14 protein-coding genes, 1 tRNA gene and 1 pseudogene are annotated in these 18,098 nt (G+C 69.0%); 10 read left to right on the top strand and 6 right to left on the bottom strand.

All coding sequences use genetic code 11. The features are described 5' to 3' along the window. The first annotated feature begins 122 nt into the window (after positions 1–122). Both ACZ5DS_RS37240 and ACZ5DS_RS37235 read left to right on the top strand, forming a co-directional pair. Positions 123–1,604, top strand: a complete 1,482-nt coding sequence (locus tag ACZ5DS_RS37240; protein WP_468247537.1) for an FG-GAP and VCBS repeat-containing protein — start codon at positions 123–125, stop codon at positions 1,602–1,604. Between the two features lie 62 nt (positions 1,605–1,666). Further along, complete coding sequence (locus ACZ5DS_RS37235; protein ID WP_468247534.1) at positions 1,667–2,746, top strand: Yip1 family protein; 1,080 nt, start codon at positions 1,667–1,669, stop codon at positions 2,744–2,746. Positions 2,747–2,845: 99 nt separating this feature from the next. Here the strand turns inward: ACZ5DS_RS37235 and ACZ5DS_RS37230 are convergent, their stop codons facing one another. Both ACZ5DS_RS37230 and dcd read right to left on the bottom strand, forming a co-directional pair. After that, positions 2,846–3,343: a phosphoribosyltransferase gene (locus tag ACZ5DS_RS37230; RefSeq protein ID WP_468247531.1), complete on the bottom strand. Its 498-nt coding sequence runs from the start codon at positions 3,341–3,343 to the stop codon at positions 2,846–2,848. Positions 3,344–3,356: 13 nt separating this feature from the next. Next, positions 3,357–3,932, bottom strand: a complete 576-nt coding sequence (gene dcd, locus ACZ5DS_RS37225; RefSeq protein WP_094215902.1) for a dCTP deaminase — start codon at positions 3,930–3,932, stop codon at positions 3,357–3,359. 574 nt (positions 3,933–4,506) lie between these two features. Here dcd and ACZ5DS_RS37220 point away from each other — a divergent pair. After that, a tRNA-Gly gene (locus ACZ5DS_RS37220) sits at positions 4,507–4,580 on the top strand. Between the two features lie 671 nt (positions 4,581–5,251). Then, complete coding sequence (locus ACZ5DS_RS37215; RefSeq protein ID WP_468247527.1) at positions 5,252–6,952, top strand: RICIN domain-containing protein; 1,701 nt, start codon at positions 5,252–5,254, stop codon at positions 6,950–6,952. A 313-nt stretch (positions 6,953–7,265) separates the two neighbouring features. Here ACZ5DS_RS37215 and ACZ5DS_RS37210 read toward each other — a convergent pair whose 3' ends face one another. Continuing rightward, a complete protein-coding gene (locus ACZ5DS_RS37210; RefSeq protein WP_468247526.1) occupies positions 7,266–9,722 on the bottom strand; it encodes a non-reducing end alpha-L-arabinofuranosidase family hydrolase in 2,457 nt (818 codons plus the stop codon). A gap of 76 nt (positions 9,723–9,798) precedes the next feature. Between ACZ5DS_RS37210 and ACZ5DS_RS37205 the strand changes: the two genes are divergently transcribed. Next, positions 9,799–10,107, top strand: coding sequence for a hypothetical protein (locus ACZ5DS_RS37205; RefSeq protein ID WP_468247604.1), 309 nt, complete (start codon positions 9,799–9,801; stop codon positions 10,105–10,107). Here ACZ5DS_RS37205 and ACZ5DS_RS37200 read toward each other — a convergent pair. Then, on the bottom strand, positions 9,998–10,780 hold the full coding sequence (locus tag ACZ5DS_RS37200) for a hypothetical protein (RefSeq protein WP_468247524.1): 783 nt from the start codon (positions 10,778–10,780) through the stop codon (positions 9,998–10,000). The genes ACZ5DS_RS37205 and ACZ5DS_RS37200 overlap by 110 nt on opposite strands. Next, the gene (locus ACZ5DS_RS37195) at positions 10,777–11,307 is read right to left on the bottom strand and encodes a SigE family RNA polymerase sigma factor (RefSeq protein WP_468247521.1); all 531 of its coding nucleotides are present in this window, start codon (positions 11,305–11,307) and stop codon (positions 10,777–10,779) included. The genes ACZ5DS_RS37200 and ACZ5DS_RS37195 overlap by 4 nt, the downstream gene beginning before the upstream one ends. 472 nt (positions 11,308–11,779) lie before the next feature. On the opposite strand from ACZ5DS_RS37195, the gene ACZ5DS_RS37190 reads away from it, so the two are divergent. Both ACZ5DS_RS37190 and ACZ5DS_RS37185 read left to right on the top strand, forming a co-directional pair. Continuing rightward, positions 11,780–11,962, top strand: a complete 183-nt coding sequence (locus ACZ5DS_RS37190) for a hypothetical protein (RefSeq protein WP_468247519.1) — start codon at positions 11,780–11,782, stop codon at positions 11,960–11,962. A gap of 684 nt (positions 11,963–12,646) precedes the next feature. Next, on the top strand, positions 12,647–13,216 hold the full coding sequence (locus ACZ5DS_RS37185) for a DUF4232 domain-containing protein (RefSeq protein ID WP_468247517.1): 570 nt from the start codon (positions 12,647–12,649) through the stop codon (positions 13,214–13,216). A 373-nt stretch (positions 13,217–13,589) separates the two neighbouring features. On the opposite strand, the pseudogene ACZ5DS_RS37180 reads toward ACZ5DS_RS37185, so the two are convergent. Further along, positions 13,590–15,259 (bottom strand): annotated as a pseudogene (locus ACZ5DS_RS37180) (HelD family protein); the annotation flags it as partial. Between the two features lie 818 nt (positions 15,260–16,077). Here ACZ5DS_RS37180 and ACZ5DS_RS37175 point away from each other — a divergent pair. The 3 genes from ACZ5DS_RS37175 to ACZ5DS_RS37165 all read left to right on the top strand — a co-directional run bounded on the left by ACZ5DS_RS37175 (position 16,078) and on the right by ACZ5DS_RS37165 (position 17,854). Then, positions 16,078–16,758, top strand: a complete 681-nt coding sequence (locus ACZ5DS_RS37175; protein ID WP_468247514.1) for an RNA polymerase sigma factor — start codon at positions 16,078–16,080, stop codon at positions 16,756–16,758. Continuing rightward, complete coding sequence (locus ACZ5DS_RS37170; RefSeq protein ID WP_468247511.1) at positions 16,745–16,975, top strand: anti-sigma factor family protein; 231 nt, start codon at positions 16,745–16,747, stop codon at positions 16,973–16,975. The genes ACZ5DS_RS37175 and ACZ5DS_RS37170 overlap by 14 nt, the downstream gene beginning before the upstream one ends. A gap of 495 nt (positions 16,976–17,470) precedes the next feature. Beyond that, positions 17,471–17,854 carry a hypothetical protein gene (locus tag ACZ5DS_RS37165; protein ID WP_468247509.1) on the top strand — a complete coding sequence of 128 codons (384 nt, stop codon included), beginning with the start codon at positions 17,471–17,473 and terminating at the stop codon, positions 17,852–17,854. The last annotated feature ends 244 nt before the right edge of the window (positions 17,855–18,098 follow it).

The raw sequence follows: 18,098 nt of genomic DNA, 5'->3' as shown, positions 1-18,098 counted from the left end.
ACCACAACATCAAAGATTTACCGAACGCCTGTACAACCCTCACACCCCGACGCCGGTCTCCTGATCGCCCATCGTCTGTGGACGCCCCGCCAAGCGTCCCCGCATGCCGCAGGAGAACCAGCATGCACACGCACCGCCGACTCGCCCTCGCGACGGCCACCGCGGCCGCGCTGACGGGCGGTCTGCTCACGTTCGCCGCCTCGTCCGCCACGGCCGCCGACTCCGTCAAGGTCGCCAAGGCCGACTTCAACGGCGACGGCATCGGCGACGTCGCCACCTCGGCGGCCACCGCCTACGTCAGTGGCCACAAGAACGCCGGCCAGGTCGTCGTCCTCTACGGCACGAAGACCGGCATCTCCTCCGCCAAGCGCACCACCCTCAGCCAGAACAGCGCCGGCGTCCCCGGCACCGCCGAGGACGGCGACGAGTTCGGCTACGACCTCGCGTACGCCGACTTCAACGGCGACGGCTACGACGACCTCGCCGTCGGCTCCCCGCACGAGAAGGTCGGCACCGACACCAACGGTGGTGCCGTCACGATCCTGTGGGGTTCCCCGCGGGGCCTGACCGGCAAGGGCGTCGACGTGCCCGACCCGGCCGCCGGCTCGCACGACTTCTGGGGCCAGAACCTGGCCGCCGGCGACTTCGACGGCGACGGCAGGGCCGACCTGGTCGTCGGCAGCTCCGCCGCCACCCTCTACCTCTACAAGGGCGGCTTCGGCAGCACCGGCACCCCGGGCAGCCGTACGACCGTCAAGCCGCCGATCCAGTCGGGCACCGACAGGTACCCGTACGGCCCGATGAACCTGACCGCGGGCGACGTGAACGGCGACGGCCGCACCGACCTCGTCGTCGACGGCTACGAGACACGGACGTCGTCCCACTGGAACACCAACTACTGGCTGCCCGGGACCGCGAACGGCCTGAGCGCCGCCTCCGCCAAGGCCCTCAAGCCCGGCATCATCACGGGGATCGGCGACGTCAACGGTGACGGCTTCGGCGACATCGTCTCCGGTGCCGCCTGGGACGACAGGACCGGCGACGGCCAGACCGTCCCGGACGCCGCCAAGGGCGGCAAGGTCAGCGTCACCTACGGCTCCGCCTCCGGGCCCGCCGCCACCAAGGGCATCACCCAGGACACCGGCAATGTGCCCGGCAACTCGGAGAAGGGCGACGGCTTCGGCTGGGACCTCGACCTCGGCGACATCAACGGCGACGGCTACCAGGACCTGGTCATCAGCGCCCCGAACGAGGACATGGGCAGCGTCACCAACACCGGCATGGTCACCGTCCTGTACGGCTCGGCCCACGGCGTCAACACCACCTCCGGCGCCCAGTCCTTCGCCCAGAGCACCGCGGGCGTCCCCGACAACGACGAGAAGGGCGACCTGTTCGGCGCCGACGTCAAGCTGGACGACGTCACCGGCGACGGCAAGGCCGACCTGGTCGTGGGCTCGTACGAGAACGGCGGCGACGGCGCGATCACCTACCTGCCGTCCAACGGCACGAAGATCACCACGACCGGTGCGCGAGCCTTCGGCGCAAGCACCGTGGGCGTCTCGACGACCGGCGCCCCGCAGTTCGGCGCGGTGTTCGCCGACTGAGCCGTGCCGCCCCGGTGAAACCGGGGGAACCCCTGGCACACCCCCTGACGGTCCCTTAGGGGATGTCACAGGTCGGCAGCAAAGCCGGGCCCGGACACCCGGGCCCGGCACGTCACACTCCGGGACCAGGTACGTTCGAAGACGTGGCTGGATTCAGGATCGGACGCGGGGGCCGCGACAATCGCACCCCCCAGGGACAGCAGGCTCCGCAGGGACCGTCGTACGGACAGGGGCAGGGGCGCGGACAGGGACGCGGGCCCGGACAGCCCGGGCCCCGGCCCGGGGCGCGGCCCTCAGGCCCGTCGCACGGCTACCCGTCGGCGCCACAGCCGCCGTACCAGCAGCCGTCGTACCCGCAGCCGTCGCACCCGCGACAGGGACAGGGACAGGGACAGCCGTACGGCTACCCGGGCCCGGCCGACGACGGCCCGGAGTACTTCGGCGACGGCGGCTACCCGAACCACGGCCAAGGCGGCACCCCGGACCCGTACGCGGCCAACAATCCCGGCCACACCCAGGCCTTCTCGATCGACGAGGCCTCCGGCTACACCCAGGGCGCGACCTACCACGCCGGCTCGGCCGCCCCGTCCGGCCCGGTCGGCCCGCCGCTGCACTGGAAGGAACTGCTGAAGGGGATCATCTTCTCCCCCGACCAGACCTTCCTGCGCATGCGCGACTACACGATGTGGGCCCCGGCCCTGATCGTCACCTTCCTCTACGGCCTGCTCGCCGTCTTCGGCTTCGACGGCGCCCGCCAGGACGCGATCAACGCGACGCTCTCCAACGCGATACCGATCGTCCTGGTCACGGCGGTCGCGATGGTCCTGAGCGCGTTCGTCCTGGGCGTGGTCACGCACACCCTGGCCCGCCAGCTCGGCGGCGACGGCGCCTGGCAGCCCACGGTCGGCCTGTCCATGCTGATCACGTCCCTCACGGACGCCCCCCGCCTGGTCTTCGCCATGTTCTTCGGCGGCGACGCAGGCTTCGTCCAGCTGCTCGGCTGGGCCACCTGGATCGGCGCGGGCGCCCTGCTGACCCTGATGGTCTCCCGCTCGCACGACCTGCCCTGGCCGAAGGCCCTGGGCGCGTCGGCGATCCAGCTGATCGCACTGCTGTCGATTGTGAAACTGGGCACGTTCTAGGACGTGCGACACAGACAGGGCCCACGGCACTGCGCCGGGGGCCCTCTCTTGTTGCTAATACTGTTGCCGCTGTTGCCGCTGTTATCGGCTGTTGCCGGCCTAGGCGTCGAGGACCTGTCCGGCGCGCTTCACCACGGGCGGTTCGACGCTCCACGGGAAGTTGATCCAGTCATCCGTGCGCTTCCACACGTACTCGCACTTGACGAGCGAGTGCGACTTTTCGTAGATCACGGCGGACCGCACCTCGGCGACGTGTTCGAGGCAGAAGTCATGCACCAGCTTGAGCGTCTTGCCCGTGTCGGCGACGTCGTCCGCGATCAGAACCTTCTTGTTCGAGAAGTCGATCGCATTCGGGACGGGTGCCAACATCACGGGCATTTCAAGCGTCTGACCGACTCCCGTATAAAATTCAATGTTTACGAGGTGAATGTTCTTGCAGTCGAGGGCGTAGGCGAGCCCACCCGCGACGAACACGCCTCCGCGCGCGATGCTGAGCACGATGTCGGGCTCATACCCGTCGTCGGCGATGGTCTGCGCCAGCTCGCGGATGGCGGTGCCGAACCGCTCGTAGGTCAGATTCTCCCGCACGTCACTCATGAAGTCGTCGCCCTCACACCTGGGTCCGATGGAAGTTCTGAAAGGACCGCGAGGCGGTCGGCCCGCGCTGCCCCTGGTACCGGGAGCCGTAGCGCTCGCTCCCGTACGGGAACTCGGCGGGCGAGCTCAGCCGGAACATGCACAGCTGGCCGATCTTCATGCCGGGCCAGAGCTTGATCGGCAGGGTGGCGAGGTTGGACAGCTCAAGGGTCACGTGACCGCTGAACCCGGGGTCGATGAACCCGGCGGTGGAGTGCGTGACGAGCCCGAGCCGCCCCAGCGAACTCTTCCCCTCGAGCCGCGACGCGAGATCATCAGGCAGCGAGATGACCTCGTACGTGCTGGCCAGCACGAACTCCCCGGGATGCAGGATGAACGGCTCATCACCCTCGGGCTCGACGAGCCGCGTCAGATCGGCCTGCTCGACCGAGGGGTCGATGTGGGGGTACCGGTGGTTCTCGAACACCCGGAAGAAACGGTCGAGACGCACGTCGATGCTCGACGGCTGCACCATGGATTCGTCGTAGGGATCGATGCGCACCCGCCCGGCGTCGATCTCGGCCCGGATGTCCTTGTCTGAGAGAAGCACGTAGCGAGGATACGCAAGGCGCGCGGAGCCGTGACAATCGTGAAGGCTCCACGCGCCTGTTGATCTTGCAGCTTCCAGCCCCCGACCGCTTCTGCAGCCCGCTACCGCTCGTGCAGCCCGCTACCGCTTCTGCAGGGCGACCGGCACCACACTGCGGAGCCGGGCACACCGCGGACACCGCACGAGCCGGCCGGGGCCGAGCCGCTCGGCCTGCTGCATCGGGAACGAAGTAGTGCTGAAGACGTGCCCGTCCGCACAGCGAACGACGGTGCGTTCCATCAAGTCCCTCAAGTCCCTTCCCCAAGAGCCGCGTCCGGCTTACTACCCTGACGACAAAAGCCACATTACGGGATCAAAGAGACGACTCTCCAGGCGGCACTCCGGCCCCACCCGGACCCTCCCCCACCCCTCCACGGTACGCCCCAACTCGCGTCCCCCGCACCGGGATCCCGCCCCTCACACACACCCCCAACGCACCCGGACCCCGCGGTCCGAGCACCGGGGGTCTGCGATGAGGTACAGTGAGCGAGCGTTCGGACATCGACTCCTCCAGAGCCGACCCAGTCCGTCTTACGCGGGTGTAGTTTAATGGTAGAACATCAGCTTCCCAAGCTGAGAGCGCGAGTTCGATTCTCGTCACCCGCTCCATGATTAAGGCCCAGGTCAGAGACCCGGGCCTTTTTGCTGTGTGGGGTGATCAGCGGTCGCGTTTCCAGGCGGTCCACATTGGACCCGATCTTGCTCAGAACCCACAAGCTGCCGGATCGGCGAGCCCCCTGCCAGAGTGGGTCATCCACAGGGGTGTGGAAGGGCAGCACGGGAGTGCCGTGGGCGTCGAAGGGGCTGGCGTCGAGGTGACGCAGACCACCGGTGTCGCACAGACAGTGGGTACTGCCGGTGGCTGCCGCAAGGTCGGCGAGGCGCTCGGAGCGGCCTTGCCGGGTCGGGATCTCGCTGCCGTCCCGCACCTTCCCCGACCAGCCATCAGGCGTTCGCCACCGCCGGCGTCAGGCGTGCCGTGCTCCGCAGCGAACGGGAAGCGGTCACGGCGAAAAAATCTGTGGATCTTCGCGGCAACCTTTTCGGCCTCTCGGACCACTCAGCGTTGTCCGGCCAAGTGGTCCGGTCAGATGCAACGGCTGAAAGAGAGCACAGGCATGTCCCTGGAACGAGAGCACAGACATGTCCCCGGCCCACCCACGTCATCGGTGGCGTCCCGCGCCGGCGGCCACCGTGCCGACGGCGGCGCGCGCGGTGATCGCCCGAAGCATCGTGGCCGTCGGTTGCTCGCGCGTCGGGGTCTCTGGGCGGGTCTCGCCATGGTGGTCGTGGCCGGCTCGGCTGTCGTGGTCAGCCAGGCCTCGGCGCAGCAAAAAACCCTGGATCTGAAGAAGTGGTACGTGCTGGTCAACCGCAACAGCGGCAAGGTGCTGGACGACCGCGCCTTCGCCAAGAACGACGGCGCGGCGGTGGTGCAGTGGAGCCGTCACGGCGGCGCCAACCAGCAGTGGCGGTTCATCGACGCGGGTGACGGGTACTACCGGCTGCAGAACCGGAACTCCGGCAAGGTGCTGGACGACCTCGGCTGGTCGAAGACCGCCGGCTCCGCCATCGTGCAGTGGAAAGACCTGAACGGCACCAACCAGCAGTTCAAACTGGCCAAGTCGCCGGACGGCTACGTGCGTTTGATCAATCGCTTCAGCGGCATGGCCGTCGATGTCCACAACGCCGCCAAGGCCGACGGGGGCGACGTCGTCCAGAACCGCGACCGGGGCGGCGCCGATCAGCAGTGGCAACTCGTCCCGGCCGGGAGTGTCGGCAGCTCCGGTACGCCCACCGCGCCGGGGGGCAGCGTTCCCACCAGCCCGGCTCCGAGCGGCTCGCACCCGTCGTCGCCGTCGCCGTCGTCGCCGTCGTCTCCCGAGGCTGGTGGCGGCAGCTCGACGAAGCGTTTCATGGGCACCAGCACGGTGCTCATCGGCGGCTCGATGTCCGACGCCTCGGCGGCCGCCGCGCCGTTCGACGTGCGGTACGCCTATGTGCACAGCCAGCCCGCGCCCTCGTCGGACTACTACTCGGCAGCGCGCTGCCACGACGGGTGGTCGGGCTGGTGGGGCTGCTGGAACGGCAGCACCACGGCGCCCGGCACTTACGTGACCTGGCGGGACACCGTGGCGGCCCAGGCGACGTACAAGGGCAGCCCGCGTCCGCAGAAGATGCTCTGGACCTGGTACTCGTTGCGCGACCTCGGGGATGCGGCAGGCGAGGGCGACGGCCCGGGCGAGGTCAAGGCCATCAACAGGACCGACCTGCTCACCCGGTACCTGAACGACTACCGCTTCTTCCTCCAGAAGATCGGCACGTCGCACGACGCGATCGACCTCGAGCCCGACTTCTGGGGATACGTCCGGTCGCTCGGCAATCCGCACCAGGTTGCCGCACAGGTCACGGCCTCGAATCCGACGGACTGCGGATCGCAGGAGAACAGCGCCACCGGCCTGGCCCAGTGCCTGATCTCGATGGCGCACAAGTACGCGCCGAACACCGCCGTGGGGATGCACCTTTCCTGCTTCGACTGGCAGACCAACACACCGGCATGCGTCAAGGACTACGCGAACCTCGGGGCGCAGAACGCCGACTTCCTGGCCACCGACGTGTCGGACCGCGACGCGGGCTGGTACGCACAGCCGGCCCACGGCGGCAGTGACCACTTCTGGAACGACCAGAAGGCCGCCGCCGCGCTGCAGTTCTACAAGACGATGGCCGAGTCCGTGGGCAAGCCGGTGGCCCTGTGGCAGATCCCCGTGGGCAACATGGCGCAGAACAACACCCTCAACCATTACAAGGACGACAAGGTGGACTGGTTCTTCGGGCACATGGACCAGGTGGCGAACGCCCATGTCGCCGGCCTGTTCTTCGGTCCGGGGCAGCAGGAACAGACCACGGTCGAGTCCGACGGCGGAAACCTGATCCGCAAGACGATCGCCTATCACAACTCGGGTGGTACAGCACTCAAGTAGGCGAAGCCGACGAATGCGCCCCCATCTCTTCGATGGGGGCGCATTTCTGCTGACGGGTGACGGCGGGGAAGCCGAGTTCGACCGCGAGGCCGGGACAGTGCGGGCCGTCCCGGTCGATGAATGCGCCGATGTGGCGGAAGGTGAATGCGGCCGGCCCGGGACGCCGGCGCCCACACCGCGCAGGACCAGGAGCCCGCCCATCAGCCCTACAAGCCTCGCCGAGCCTCCGTCCGGTCCCCAAACGATGGGAACCCCAGCCGGCGCACGGCTGGGGTTCCTCGAGGCGGTGAGTAGCGGTCAGCGGGTGGGCGGGTCAGCGCTGCAGGGTGAGGACGCCCGGCCGCCACGGCAGCTGGTCGTAGGGGCCGGTCGCGGTGGGGGACTTGCCCTGGTAGAGGAACTGCAGGTGGCAGGGGTCGATGGTCATGGTCTGGTCGGGGTTGTTGCGGACCAGGTCACCATGGCTGATGTCGTTGGTCCAGGTGGCACCGCTGTTGGCCTTGCCCGCGAAGGGGTTGGACTCGGTGGCGGCCTGTGGGGTCCATGGACCCTTCAGGCTGGTGGCGGTGAAGGAGCGGAAGTAGCGCTGCTCGTTCGCGCCCCGAGCCTCGACGATCATGAGGTACTGGTTCTGGCCCTGGACCTTGTAGACCTGCGGCGCCTCGAACAGGTTCTTCGTCGTGTCGCTCATGACCGTCGTGTACGACGAGCCGAAGTTGCCCGGGAAGTTCCCGATCGGCATGCTCGCCCGGTAGATCTTGCCGTTGTCGCCGGCGAAGAACAGGTACATGTTCTGGCCGTCGGCGATCAGGGTCTGGTCGATCGGGCCGGTGGCGGATTCGGTGCGGGGGATGCTGCCGGTGAACAGCGGCTGCGGCGCGGACCAGCCGTTGGGGTTGGTCGGGTCGCTCGACGTGCGGTAGACGAAGGGCCAGGCACCCCATTGGTACGCCAGCACCCAGATGTTCTTGGGCGCGAAGTAGAACAGCGTGGGCGCCACCGCGGCCTGGCTCATGCCGGTCTGGCCGGCCGACACCATGTCCGCCCAGTTCGTGAAGGGCTTGAACATCATCGAGCCGTACGACGATCCCGACACGCTCGACGCGTAGACCAGGTGCTTGCCGTTGTACGTCACGGTGGTGAAGTCCTTCACCGCGTCCCACCCGTTCGCCGGCTGCGCCAACGCACCCGTCGAGCTCCACCGGTACGTCGGCGGAAGAGCACACGTGGCGCCCGTCCGCGTGGGCGTTGTCGGGGCCGACGTCGACGTCCTGAAGTTCCAGTGCTGGTTGGCGCCGCCGCCGTTGGAGTCCCAGATCTGGACGGGGGTGCCGTTGGCGGTCTTGCCACCGGGGGTCTCCAGGGCTCGGCCGCTGGCGACGTTGGTAAGGGTGTAGGAGCCGTCACTGTTCCGGGCGGCCCGCCAATGCTGGTTGGCGCCGCCGTTGGAGTCCCAGACCGCCATCCTGGTCCCGTTGCCCGTCTGGTTGCCGGGCTCGTCCAGTACCCGGCCGCTGGCGACGTTGGTCAGCGTGTAGGAGCCGTCGCTGTTCCGGCCGGCACGCCACTGCTGGTTGGAGGCACCGCTGGCGTCCCACACCTGGAGCGGGGTGCCGTTGCCGTTGTATCCCGCGGGCTCGTCGAGAACGCGTCCGGCGGCCGCGTTGGAGAGCGTGTAGACGGTGCCGGAGGTGATGCCCCCGCCCGTCGTGCCGCCGTTGCTGGTGTTGCCCAGGGCGGTGAGCACCGCGCTGTAGGCGGGCTTCTCGTTGCCGCCCGCGTCGAACAGCAGCGGGTTCTGACCGGTGCGCCAGGAGTCGCTGTCGCGGATGCCCCACACCGTGATGCCCGTGCAGCGAGCGACGTTGAGGCAGTCCTGCACGGTGTTGGCGTACGCGGTGGCGGACGCCTGGGCGATGTCGAGTTCGGTGATCTGTACGTCCACGCCGAGCGCGGCGAACTTGGACAGCGTGGTCTGGAAGCTGGCCGGCGGGCCGCCGGCGCCGAAGTGGCTCTGGAAGCCGACGCAGTCGATGGGCACACCGCGGGACTTGAAGTCCTTGACCATCGCGTAGACGCCCTGCGTCTTGGCGTCGGTCCAGTTCTCGATGTTGTAGTCGTTGTAGCAGAGCTTGGCGGAGGGGTCGGCGTTCCGGGCCGTGCGGAAGGCTTCCTCGATGAAGCCGTTGCCCAGCACGTCCTGGAAGACCGAGCTGCGGTGCTGACCGCTGCCGCCGTCGGCGAACGCCTCGTTGACCACGTCCCAGGCGTAGATCTTGCCCTTGTAGTGGGTCATCTCGGTCGTGATGTGGTTGTCCATCACACTGCGCAGGGTGTTGGCGTCGGTGATGGACTTGACCCAGCCGGGCAGTTGGGAGTGCCATACCAGGGTGTGGCCGCGCATGCGCTGGCCGTGCGCGGCGGCGTGGCCCACGATCGAGTCGGCCGGGCTGAAGTTGAAGTTCCCGCGGGAGGGTTCGACGGTGTCCCACTTCATCTCGTTCTCCGGGGTGATCATGTTGAACTCCCGGTCGAGAATGGTGGAGTACGTCGAGTCGCCGAGCCTGCCCGAGGACACTGCCGTGCCGAAGTAGCGGCCGCTGCCGGCCGCCGCGGCGGCCAGGGTCGGTGTGCGGGCCTCCGGCGTGCGTGCGGCCAGCGCGACCAGCGGTACGGCGGCACCCGCGGCGGCGAGGACCACGGCGGCGGCGAGCACGCGGCGGGTAGCCGGACGGCGGCGATGAGAGCGGTTCTGATCTGACAACGGCATGTCCTTCTGGCACAGCGGGCCTTGATCCGGACCCGGTTACCGGCCAGTTGCCGCCACGCACACAAAGGTTGCCGCGATCGAGGGACGGGTTTTCACGGCCGCTGTCACCGTCCCCACCCAGTTCCACGGCGACCCGCTGGCCACCATGGAGGCCACCTACGCCGACGGGACCAACGTCGGCCCGGCCGACTGGACCCCGTACCAGCAGTGCGGGTACTTGTTCTCCCATCGAGCTGTGCGGCAAGGGGACTCGTCCCCTTGCCGCACAGCGGCGTTCACCGGGTCGGGACAAACCCTCCCCGGACCGACGCGGAGCCGCCCGAACCCTGCGCGTCGACGCGGTAGCCGTCGCCCGCGGCACTGCGCACGCCAGTGCCGTTGTTGAACTGGGCGGCAAACTCATAGCTCCCGGCCGGCACGGTGCGGCCCGGCTGGAGGACCCAGCGGTAGACCAGCGTGCCGTCGGCCTCCTGAGCGGTGACGGTGAAGTCAGCACTCGGCAAGGTCTGCCAGGTGCCGGTGATCTTCACCCCGCCGGTCTGCACGATCCGCATCTCGACCGTGAGCGAGGTGAGCGGCTGGGTCGTCTTGAGGGCGAGGTTGCTCTGCGTCCAGTAGACGGTGCTGTGCGGGTCCACCGAGCCTGCCGACCACAGCGGCCCGTTCTGGCTCTCGCCGGCGGTCGGCGATGGACTGGTGGCCGGCGGAGTCGGGCGCGCGCTGCCCGGGGTGGCCGGGGCCGGCGCGACAGGGGTGGGGCGGGCCGATGTCGAGTGCGGGGAGCTGACGGTCGGGGACGGGGTGGCAGGCGCGGTCACGGTGGGCGACGGCGACGAGTGCGCGACGATGGCGGCGACGGCGAAGCCACCGGTCGTCAGCATGCCGGTGGCGGCGAGCCCGGCGAGCGCGACCCTGGTCCCGGACCTCGCGAACGGCCGCGCGCGGTGACGGACGGCGGGGCCGGCCATGCCGCGTTGCACCCGGGCCAGCATCCGCGCGCGGTCGGGCCGGTGGGCCTCGGCGGCCTCGCGCAGCCGACGGGCGATCTCCTCGTTCACCGGTTCCTCCTCCCTGCCACCAGGTCCCCGACCGCTCGCGCGCCCAGTATCCTTTCCAGTTCGGCCATTCCCTTCGAGGTCTGGCTCTTCACCGTGCCGACCGATATGCCCAGCGCTGCCGCCGTGTCCTTCTCCGACAGGTCGAAGGCGTGCCGCAGCACCACGCAGGCGCGCTTGCGGAAGGGCAGCCGGGCGAGCGCCGCGCGGACGTCCAGCACGGCCGCCATGTCCGGCCCCTCCACCTTCTCGGGGCTGCGGGACCAGAACAGCGTGATCCGGCGTCGCTCGCGCACCGCGCTGCGGATCCGTCCGCGCGCCAGGTTGGCCACCACACCGCGGGCGTAGGCGAGCGGGTGGTCGGCCTGCCGCAACCGGTCCCAGCGCTGCCACAGGGCGACCAGGGCATCCGCCGCGAGGTCGTCCGCCGCGTCGGTCTCGCCGGTCAGGAGGTGTGCCAGACGGGCGAGTTCGGCATAGTGGCGTTCGAAGAATTCGTGGAACTCCGCGGACGCGTCGTCGAGGAGCATCCCTCCGTCGCCCTCTCCTGGCAATGATGTGCGCGTTAGTTGCATGTTTAACAACAGGGAGCGCAGCCTAACAGTGCCCGGCCCGGGATTCGAACGGCGGTCGTGCTCGGTTGCGGACCGGTGAAGGCTGTCCGGCGGGCTGGTCAATGCCAGGCGAACTGGACGCCGGTCGGCTGTGCGACGTCCGGATGCACGGCGGTGCCGTCGACGGTCAGCCGCTCCCCGTAGATGTCGGTGATCCTGACACCGGTCCCGCTCCCGGGGGGACGGCACGCCGGCACCCGACGACCAGCAGCGCCAAGGGAATGCCCGTGACCAGTCCGCGCCTGCGCCACGGTTGCGGCGCGGCGTGCTTCGTTGCCCTCATGCCCGTCCATCCGGTAGTTCGACTCGGCCTTCCGGCTTCCAGTTGCCGGCCGCTTGCGCCTGTGCTCTCCCGCAGTTGGCGATCGCTGCGACATGGTGATCGGCCGTGCTGCTGCGACTGGCCTATTTCGGCGTCACGAGCGCGTTCGCCATGCTGCGTCTGCTGGCGATGAGCGACAGGGACAAGGACGCGGCCGCCAGCTGCTCCTTTGCCCTCCAGGACGCTGGCTTCGTGCGCGCGCGATGCGTGAGCGGACTGTCCGGCACGGAGCGTCATGCGCGGGATTGAGTGCACGGCCCGCATGTTGCTGACCAGGGAAAACAACATCAGGTAGCACCGACGAGCGTACCCGGCAAGGATTCGATCCCACTCCCGAAGCGGGTGTCGAACTCTGTGGAGGCATTGGATGAGGGCAGCGCAGAGGATCTTCGACGCCTCGCACTGACCCGGCTGCTCTGCTCGGCCGAACGTGGCCGCCCGCTGGGCCACCGCTGCCCTCGGACCGCATACGCTCTCACAGGAGTGTGCGTCTGCAATGCCAACACGTCAGGCACATCCCGCACCCGCAGGTGCAGTACCGCAACGGAGCGGTCGAGCCCCCGCACACCGCCCCCCTGTGGGTCCATGCCCAAAGCGTGCCCATAAGACCGGGCAACAACGGCAAACAGCGGCACGAAGCCAGCCCTCCGAAGCCGCTTTGCGGCAACATAACTGCAGGTCAGCGACTCAGCGCACCTTCGGTGCGCGCCGGGGGCGTGGTAAAACCCGTGGCGCGCTGGAGGTGCTTCTGTCTGCCCTGACGGCGATCTGCACGGGTGCAGCCTGTCGTCACCGTTCCGTCACAAGTAGCCGCCGCACGGAACCCTGCCGCTCTCCCGCCCTGTCTGCACTCACGTACCACGACCACGCGTACCGCGGGGCAACAACCGACGACCGAAACCCGCGGACGAGACGACTCAGGGGGACGACAGCATGCGGCGCAGCAACGGCATTCGCAGGGCGGCTCTGGCGACGACGGCGGTCACGGCCGTCGCGGCGGCGGTGACCGGCATCCTGCCCGGCACCGCCATGGCGAGCACCACCACCACCTCCACCCCGCCGCCCGCCTGCCCGGCCTCCGCCCTCCAGGTCAGCGCCTGGCAGGCCGTCCACCGGCCCGTCGGGACCGGGACCGGGGCGGCGGTCGTGCAGTTCACCAACGTCTCCCGGAGGACGTGCGTCCTGAAGGGCCATCCGACGGTCGCGGGCGCCGGCAACGGCTCCCCCGCCCACAACACCCCGCTCAAGGTCACCCGCACCGGCAGGGCGGCCACCGTGACGGTCCGGCCGCACGGCAAGGCGTGGGTGAAGCTGACCTTCGTCCAGGTCCAGGGGGAGGCCGACGGCTACTGCGTGTCGGGCAAGGACCCGGTGACGTATCCGACGATGGTCATCGGGCTGCCGCACTCCGGGAAGCACCAAGTCGCCCTGAACGACGGGGTGTGGGCCGAGTGCGACAACAAGGTGACCGTCACCCCGGTCTCGACGGTCAAGCCTTCCTGACCCCACCGTCCCCACAAATCGAGCAGCCTGCACGACGATCGCAACGCTCTGACCTGCACGTTTACGAGGCACTGCGCATAAGTGCAGGTCAGCGACTCAGCGCGCCTTCGGTGCGCCCCCGGCGCGCACCGAAGGCGCGCGCCGGGGGCGTGGTAAAACCCGTGGCGCGCTGGAGGTGCTTCTGTCTGCCCCGACGGGGGCTGATTCCGTCCGGGACGCTGGAGGGGCTCGTTCCGGCCGAAACCGATGCTTCTGTGATGCCGGTGAGCTCGCAGGTCAGCGTGGTGCTGGGGGCCGACCACGGGAACCGTGGAGTGTTGCTGTGAGCACGTGCGTCAGAATTCCTTATTCACCCTGGCCCTCCCGGAACGGCATACGGGTCCGTCCGGGTGTGCAGGGAGAACCGGTTGCCGAGATGCGGACCCAGCGCCTGGGACCAGTCGCTCGCCGCCGTCGCAGGGCCCGCCTGGGCGAAGTCACCCACCAGCGTCATCGACCTGGCCGGACACCGGCGCATCACCATCCGCCACTGCATCGCGGTCAGTTCCTGGGCCTCGTCGACCACGACGTGCCCGAACGACCGCTCCGGCAGCCCGTCCACCAGGGCCGCCGCCTCATCCAGCAGCGGTACGTCGGCATCCGTCCACGGGGCATCAGGCGAACGCACCAGCCGGGACCGTTCGTCGCCGGCGAGCGAGGGCAGGTGCCTCGCCAACGTGCGAGCGTCTGCCAGCAGGGCCCGTACGACCACTTCGGGCGTCAGCCGCGGCCAGAGGGACTCCACCGCACGGTCGGCGTGGGCGTCGGCCGAGAGGTCCGCGCGGACGGCGTCCGCGTCGAACACCTCAGTCGGATCCGCGGCCGGCGCGTCGTCGAAGCCGAGAGCCCGCAGATCGGCCTCGGCCGCGGCATCGAGATCCATGCCTGTGCTCTCGGCGATCTGGGCGTCGATCTGTTCGAGGGCCTCGACGGCGTCGCGCTCCAGGGCATCCGTGACCGCGCCGATCAGGTGCTCCTTGAACACCTCCCGCGCAGGGTTGTGCGCCAGCCCGCTCGCCACCGCGGCCTCCCGCGCCGCCGCGACATCTACGCTCTCCAGCCGGACCCACTGCTGCCCCACCCGGACCGCGAAGCCGCCGGCAGGTGCCTGCCGGGAGTGCACCAGGTCCGCGAGCGCCTCGGCCAGCGCGGAACTCCCCTTGAGGCGCGCGACATCGAACGACTCCACGGCTGCGGGCTCCACCCCGGCCAGCTCCGCGCACGTCGCCAGGAGCACATCGTTCTCCCCCAGCGAGGGGAGCACCTGGGAAACGTAGTCGAGGAACCGCGCGTTCGGCCCGAGCACCAGCACACCGCGCGCGGCCGCTCCCGGGAACGCGTACAGGACGTACGCCGCCCGGTGCAGCGCAACCACGGTCTTGCCTGTACCGGGGCCGCCCTGCACCACCGCCCCCCCCGATGCGGGGACCGGACGATCGCGTCCTGCTCCGCCTGCAATGTCGCCACCGCCGCACGCATCCGCCCCGTGCGCTGCGCCTCCAGCGCTTCGGTCAGCGGCCCGTCGCCGACGATGTCGCCGACCGCGGCCGACGATCCGTCCGGTAGCTCGTCGCTCACCGCACGTACCGCACGGCCCTCGACGCGCAGATGACGCCGGCGCCGCAGCGCCATGGGGTGGACGGTCGTCGCCTCGTAGAAAGGCCGCGCCGCGTCCGCTCGCCAGTCGACGAGCAGTGGCAGGTCCCGGTCACCCACGTGCAGGCCGAGCCGTCCGATGTGCAGGACGGTTCCGTCCGCGCCATCGACCCGGCCGAACGCCAACCCCTCCTCGGCCCCCTCCAGCCGACGAACCTGACGTGCCAGACGCTCTGCGGCGACATCGCGCGCGTGCACCTCGCCCGCGCTGTCGGCCGAGGACTTCAGCACATCCGCCAGCTGGGCCCGTGCATCCGCCAATCGCTCATCGAGCAGCCGGTACATAGCGGCCACGTGGGCCTGCTCCACCTCGACCTGTCCTGCGGCATCCCTTTGGAACTGCGGCAACAGCAGCCCTCCCGTCGACTCGGCCCTCCACTATGCAGCCAAATTTCCATGGAAGTAAGGCTTGACTTACTTGTCCGAGTCAGCCGCTGCGGCCGGTCCGCCGTCACGGCTCAGGTCTGGGCGGCCTTCTGGCACCGTCGGACATGAGGAGCCGACCGGTCTCGATCCCGGCCTGAGAGATTCGAGCTCAAAGCTCAGCACTTCGCCGCCATGCCACAGACCCTGCCCAGACCGCCTGATGCAGCCGGCCCCACCCGGACACCGTCCATCGGCGCGTCGTTACCGCCGCTGAAGCGGCACCAACCTCATGAGACGACACCGCTAGGGTCGGCAGCCAGCCTGCAGTGCATCATGAACGCGCAGGCCTGGCAGTCCTCCAGGTGAACGGCATGTTCGTCTCCCATTCGTCGGCGGCCGGCAGCCGCTCTGCAAGGTGCCTTCCACTGTGACCGCCACCGGGTTCGCGGGCCTGAGCACCCGTACTCATCACCGTCCACCCTCGTGCTCACGCGGGTGAGTACCGTCGGCCGAGCGCACCGGTCGGCGCTCTCCGCGATGCGTGCAGTTCCGTGGGTGGGAAGGGCCGACCGGGTGCTTACCCGGCGAAAGTCTGAACGCCGGAGCGCGCGGCCAACTGTGTGGCACTTTCGGCGCGTTGCGGCGCGGCTGACGACCAGCCGCAGCCGGATCCCCACGGCTGCGGATGTCCTGACCAGGACATGAACGAAGGCGGACATGAACGAAGGCGCAGGCCCGGCATGTCACTTGACTGCCCTAAGCTGACACCCTCAGTTGACGGCCGGCAAGGAGACAGACGAATGGCGGGCGCGAGCGTATTGCCGCCGGACGAGGTCCTGGTCCAGCGGCTGCGTGACGGTGACGAGGCGACGTTCGCTCTGGTGCTGGACACCTGGTCAGGTGGCATGCTCCGGCTGGCCATGTCGTTCGTGTCGACCAAGGCATCCGCGGAGGAAGCCGTCCAGGACACCTGGCTGGCGGTCATCAGGGGTATCGGCGGCTTCGAAGGCCGTTCATCGCTGAAGACATGGGTGTACCGGATCCTGGTCCACACGGCCAAGGCACGCGGTACGAAGGAGAGCAGAACCGTTCCCTTCGCCAGCCTGCTGCCGGAGGAGGAAGGGCCGACGGTGGACGCCGCACGGTTCCGTCCCGCCGGTGAGGAGTACGCCGGACACTGGACCGTCGGGCAGGAACCGCGTCACTGGCACATTCCCGAGGACCACGTGCTGCGCGGCGAAGTCCGGGGGGTGATAGCGGAGGCGCTCGACGAACTCCCGCCCCGCCTCCGTACGGTGATCACCCTTCGCGATGTCGAAGGCTACGGCTCGCAGGAGGTGTGCTCCTTGCTGGAGATCTCGCCCGGCAACCAACGCGTCCTCCTCCATCGGGCCAGGGCCGTCTTGCGCCGTAAGCTGGAGAACTACTTGTCGAGCACCCAGGACGTCGCGGCGGGAGGGGACGAGCGTGGACTGCGTTGACTTCGTAGAGCTGGTGACCGATTTCCTTGAGGGTGCCCTGCCCGAAGACGACGAGCGGCGCTTCATCGAGCACCTGGCGGAATGCTCCGGGTGCGAGCGCTACCTCGATCAATTCCGTCGGACGATCGCCACGACGGGCGAACTGACCCCGGACAGCATCTCGCCGGACGCCAGGCAGCAGCTGCTTTCCGCTTTCCGGGACTGGCCGCGTCAGTGATCACCCGTACTCCGTAGGACGGCCCGGCCTCGGCCCGACCTACGCCGTCTCCGGACGCTCCACGCCTCTGCCGGCGCCTTTCTCCCCAAGGGACTTGTAACGCTTGGCAGGCATGCCCGCACTGAACGTCTGACAGCGGGCGTTGGAGCCCTCAGACCTCGCATGGCCTTCGCCGGTCCTCCTTGACGGCGGCCATGCGGCTACCGGAGACATTCATGACTCTGCTCAGAAGGATCTCTGTTCGGCATCATCGCCGGACTGCCCTCAGGCGCGATCGTGGCGGTCGTGTCGGATCCGTCGTGGATCCCATGGGCGGAACCGGACCGGAGGGTTCGGCCGCGGGCTCGACGCCCATGTGGCGCTGATCAGCCACTCGAACTTCCTGCTGTTCACCCCGCTGCGTACCGGGCTGCGCCACGGCACCTTCGTGCGGCCGCACGGTTCTCGACGGGACGATTCCACCGCGCGAGTCTGCGCGGGCAATTGGGGAGAATGATGAAGAAGAGCACGTTGAAGAAATGGTCTGCACGGGTTGCAGCCACCACCGTGGTCGCGGTGGGCGCCGCGCTGATGCCGGCCGCCGGCGCGCAGGCAGCCACGCCGGGCTTGTTCAGCGTTTGCAACAGTGGAAGCAACTTCCAAGTACAGGCGGAGTTCCCGCCCGCTCCCGGCGACGACGGAGGCAAAACGGCGTGGCTGACCCGCGGGTACTGCTCGATCATGGCCCCATGGGCCTGGGGTAACCAGAGGGTCGTGATCAGGGCGCGGAACGCGAGCGGGCAGACCTACGATTTCGCGAAGTTCTCCTTCCCCAGCAAGGCCGGGGTCAATGTCAAGGTCAGGGGCTCCTACGGATCGATCATCTGGGCCCGGAGCTGAGAACGCACCCTGGCGGCGCGGCCGGGAGTCGTCGGACTCCCGACCACCTGGGTGAACGCGAGTCCGTCGTCGGGCCATGACCAGGGCGCCTCCTCGACTTCGTCGTCATGGGCGGCAACGCCCGTGACCGCGTCCAGTCACCGCCGACAGGAACCGGAAAGGCGTGGGGGGGGGGGGGGGGGGGGGGGGGGGGGGGGGGGCGTGGGGGGGGGGGGGGGGGGGTGTGGGGCGTGTGGCGGTCGCT

Source organism: Streptomyces sp. NPDC031100, assembly GCF_055570785.1.
This window is presented reverse-complemented; position numbering and strand designations above follow the sequence as displayed.

Bases quoted from the DNA above. Each gene is read 5' to 3' on its own strand.
- ACZ5DS_RS37210 (WP_468247526.1), bottom strand. From the start codon at position 9,722: ATGCCGTTGTCAGATCAGAACCGCTCTCATCGCCGCCGTCCGGCTACC.
- ACZ5DS_RS37235 (WP_468247534.1), top strand. From the start codon at position 1,667: ATGTCACAGGTCGGCAGCAAAGCCGGGCCCGGACACCCGGGCCCGGCA.
- ACZ5DS_RS37165 (WP_468247509.1), top strand. From the start codon at position 17,471: ATGAAGAAGAGCACGTTGAAGAAATGGTCTGCACGGGTTGCAGCCACC.
- ACZ5DS_RS37175 (WP_468247514.1), top strand. From the start codon at position 16,078: ATGGCGGGCGCGAGCGTATTGCCGCCGGACGAGGTCCTGGTCCAGCGG.
- ACZ5DS_RS37195 (WP_468247521.1), bottom strand. From the start codon at position 11,307: ATGCTCCTCGACGACGCGTCCGCGGAGTTCCACGAATTCTTCGAACGC.
- ACZ5DS_RS37240 (WP_468247537.1), top strand. From the start codon at position 123: ATGCACACGCACCGCCGACTCGCCCTCGCGACGGCCACCGCGGCCGCG.
- ACZ5DS_RS37185 (WP_468247517.1), top strand. From the start codon at position 12,647: ATGCGGCGCAGCAACGGCATTCGCAGGGCGGCTCTGGCGACGACGGCG.
- ACZ5DS_RS37215 (WP_468247527.1), top strand. From the start codon at position 5,252: ATGGTGGTCGTGGCCGGCTCGGCTGTCGTGGTCAGCCAGGCCTCGGCG.
- ACZ5DS_RS37230 (WP_468247531.1), bottom strand. From the start codon at position 3,343: ATGAGTGACGTGCGGGAGAATCTGACCTACGAGCGGTTCGGCACCGCC.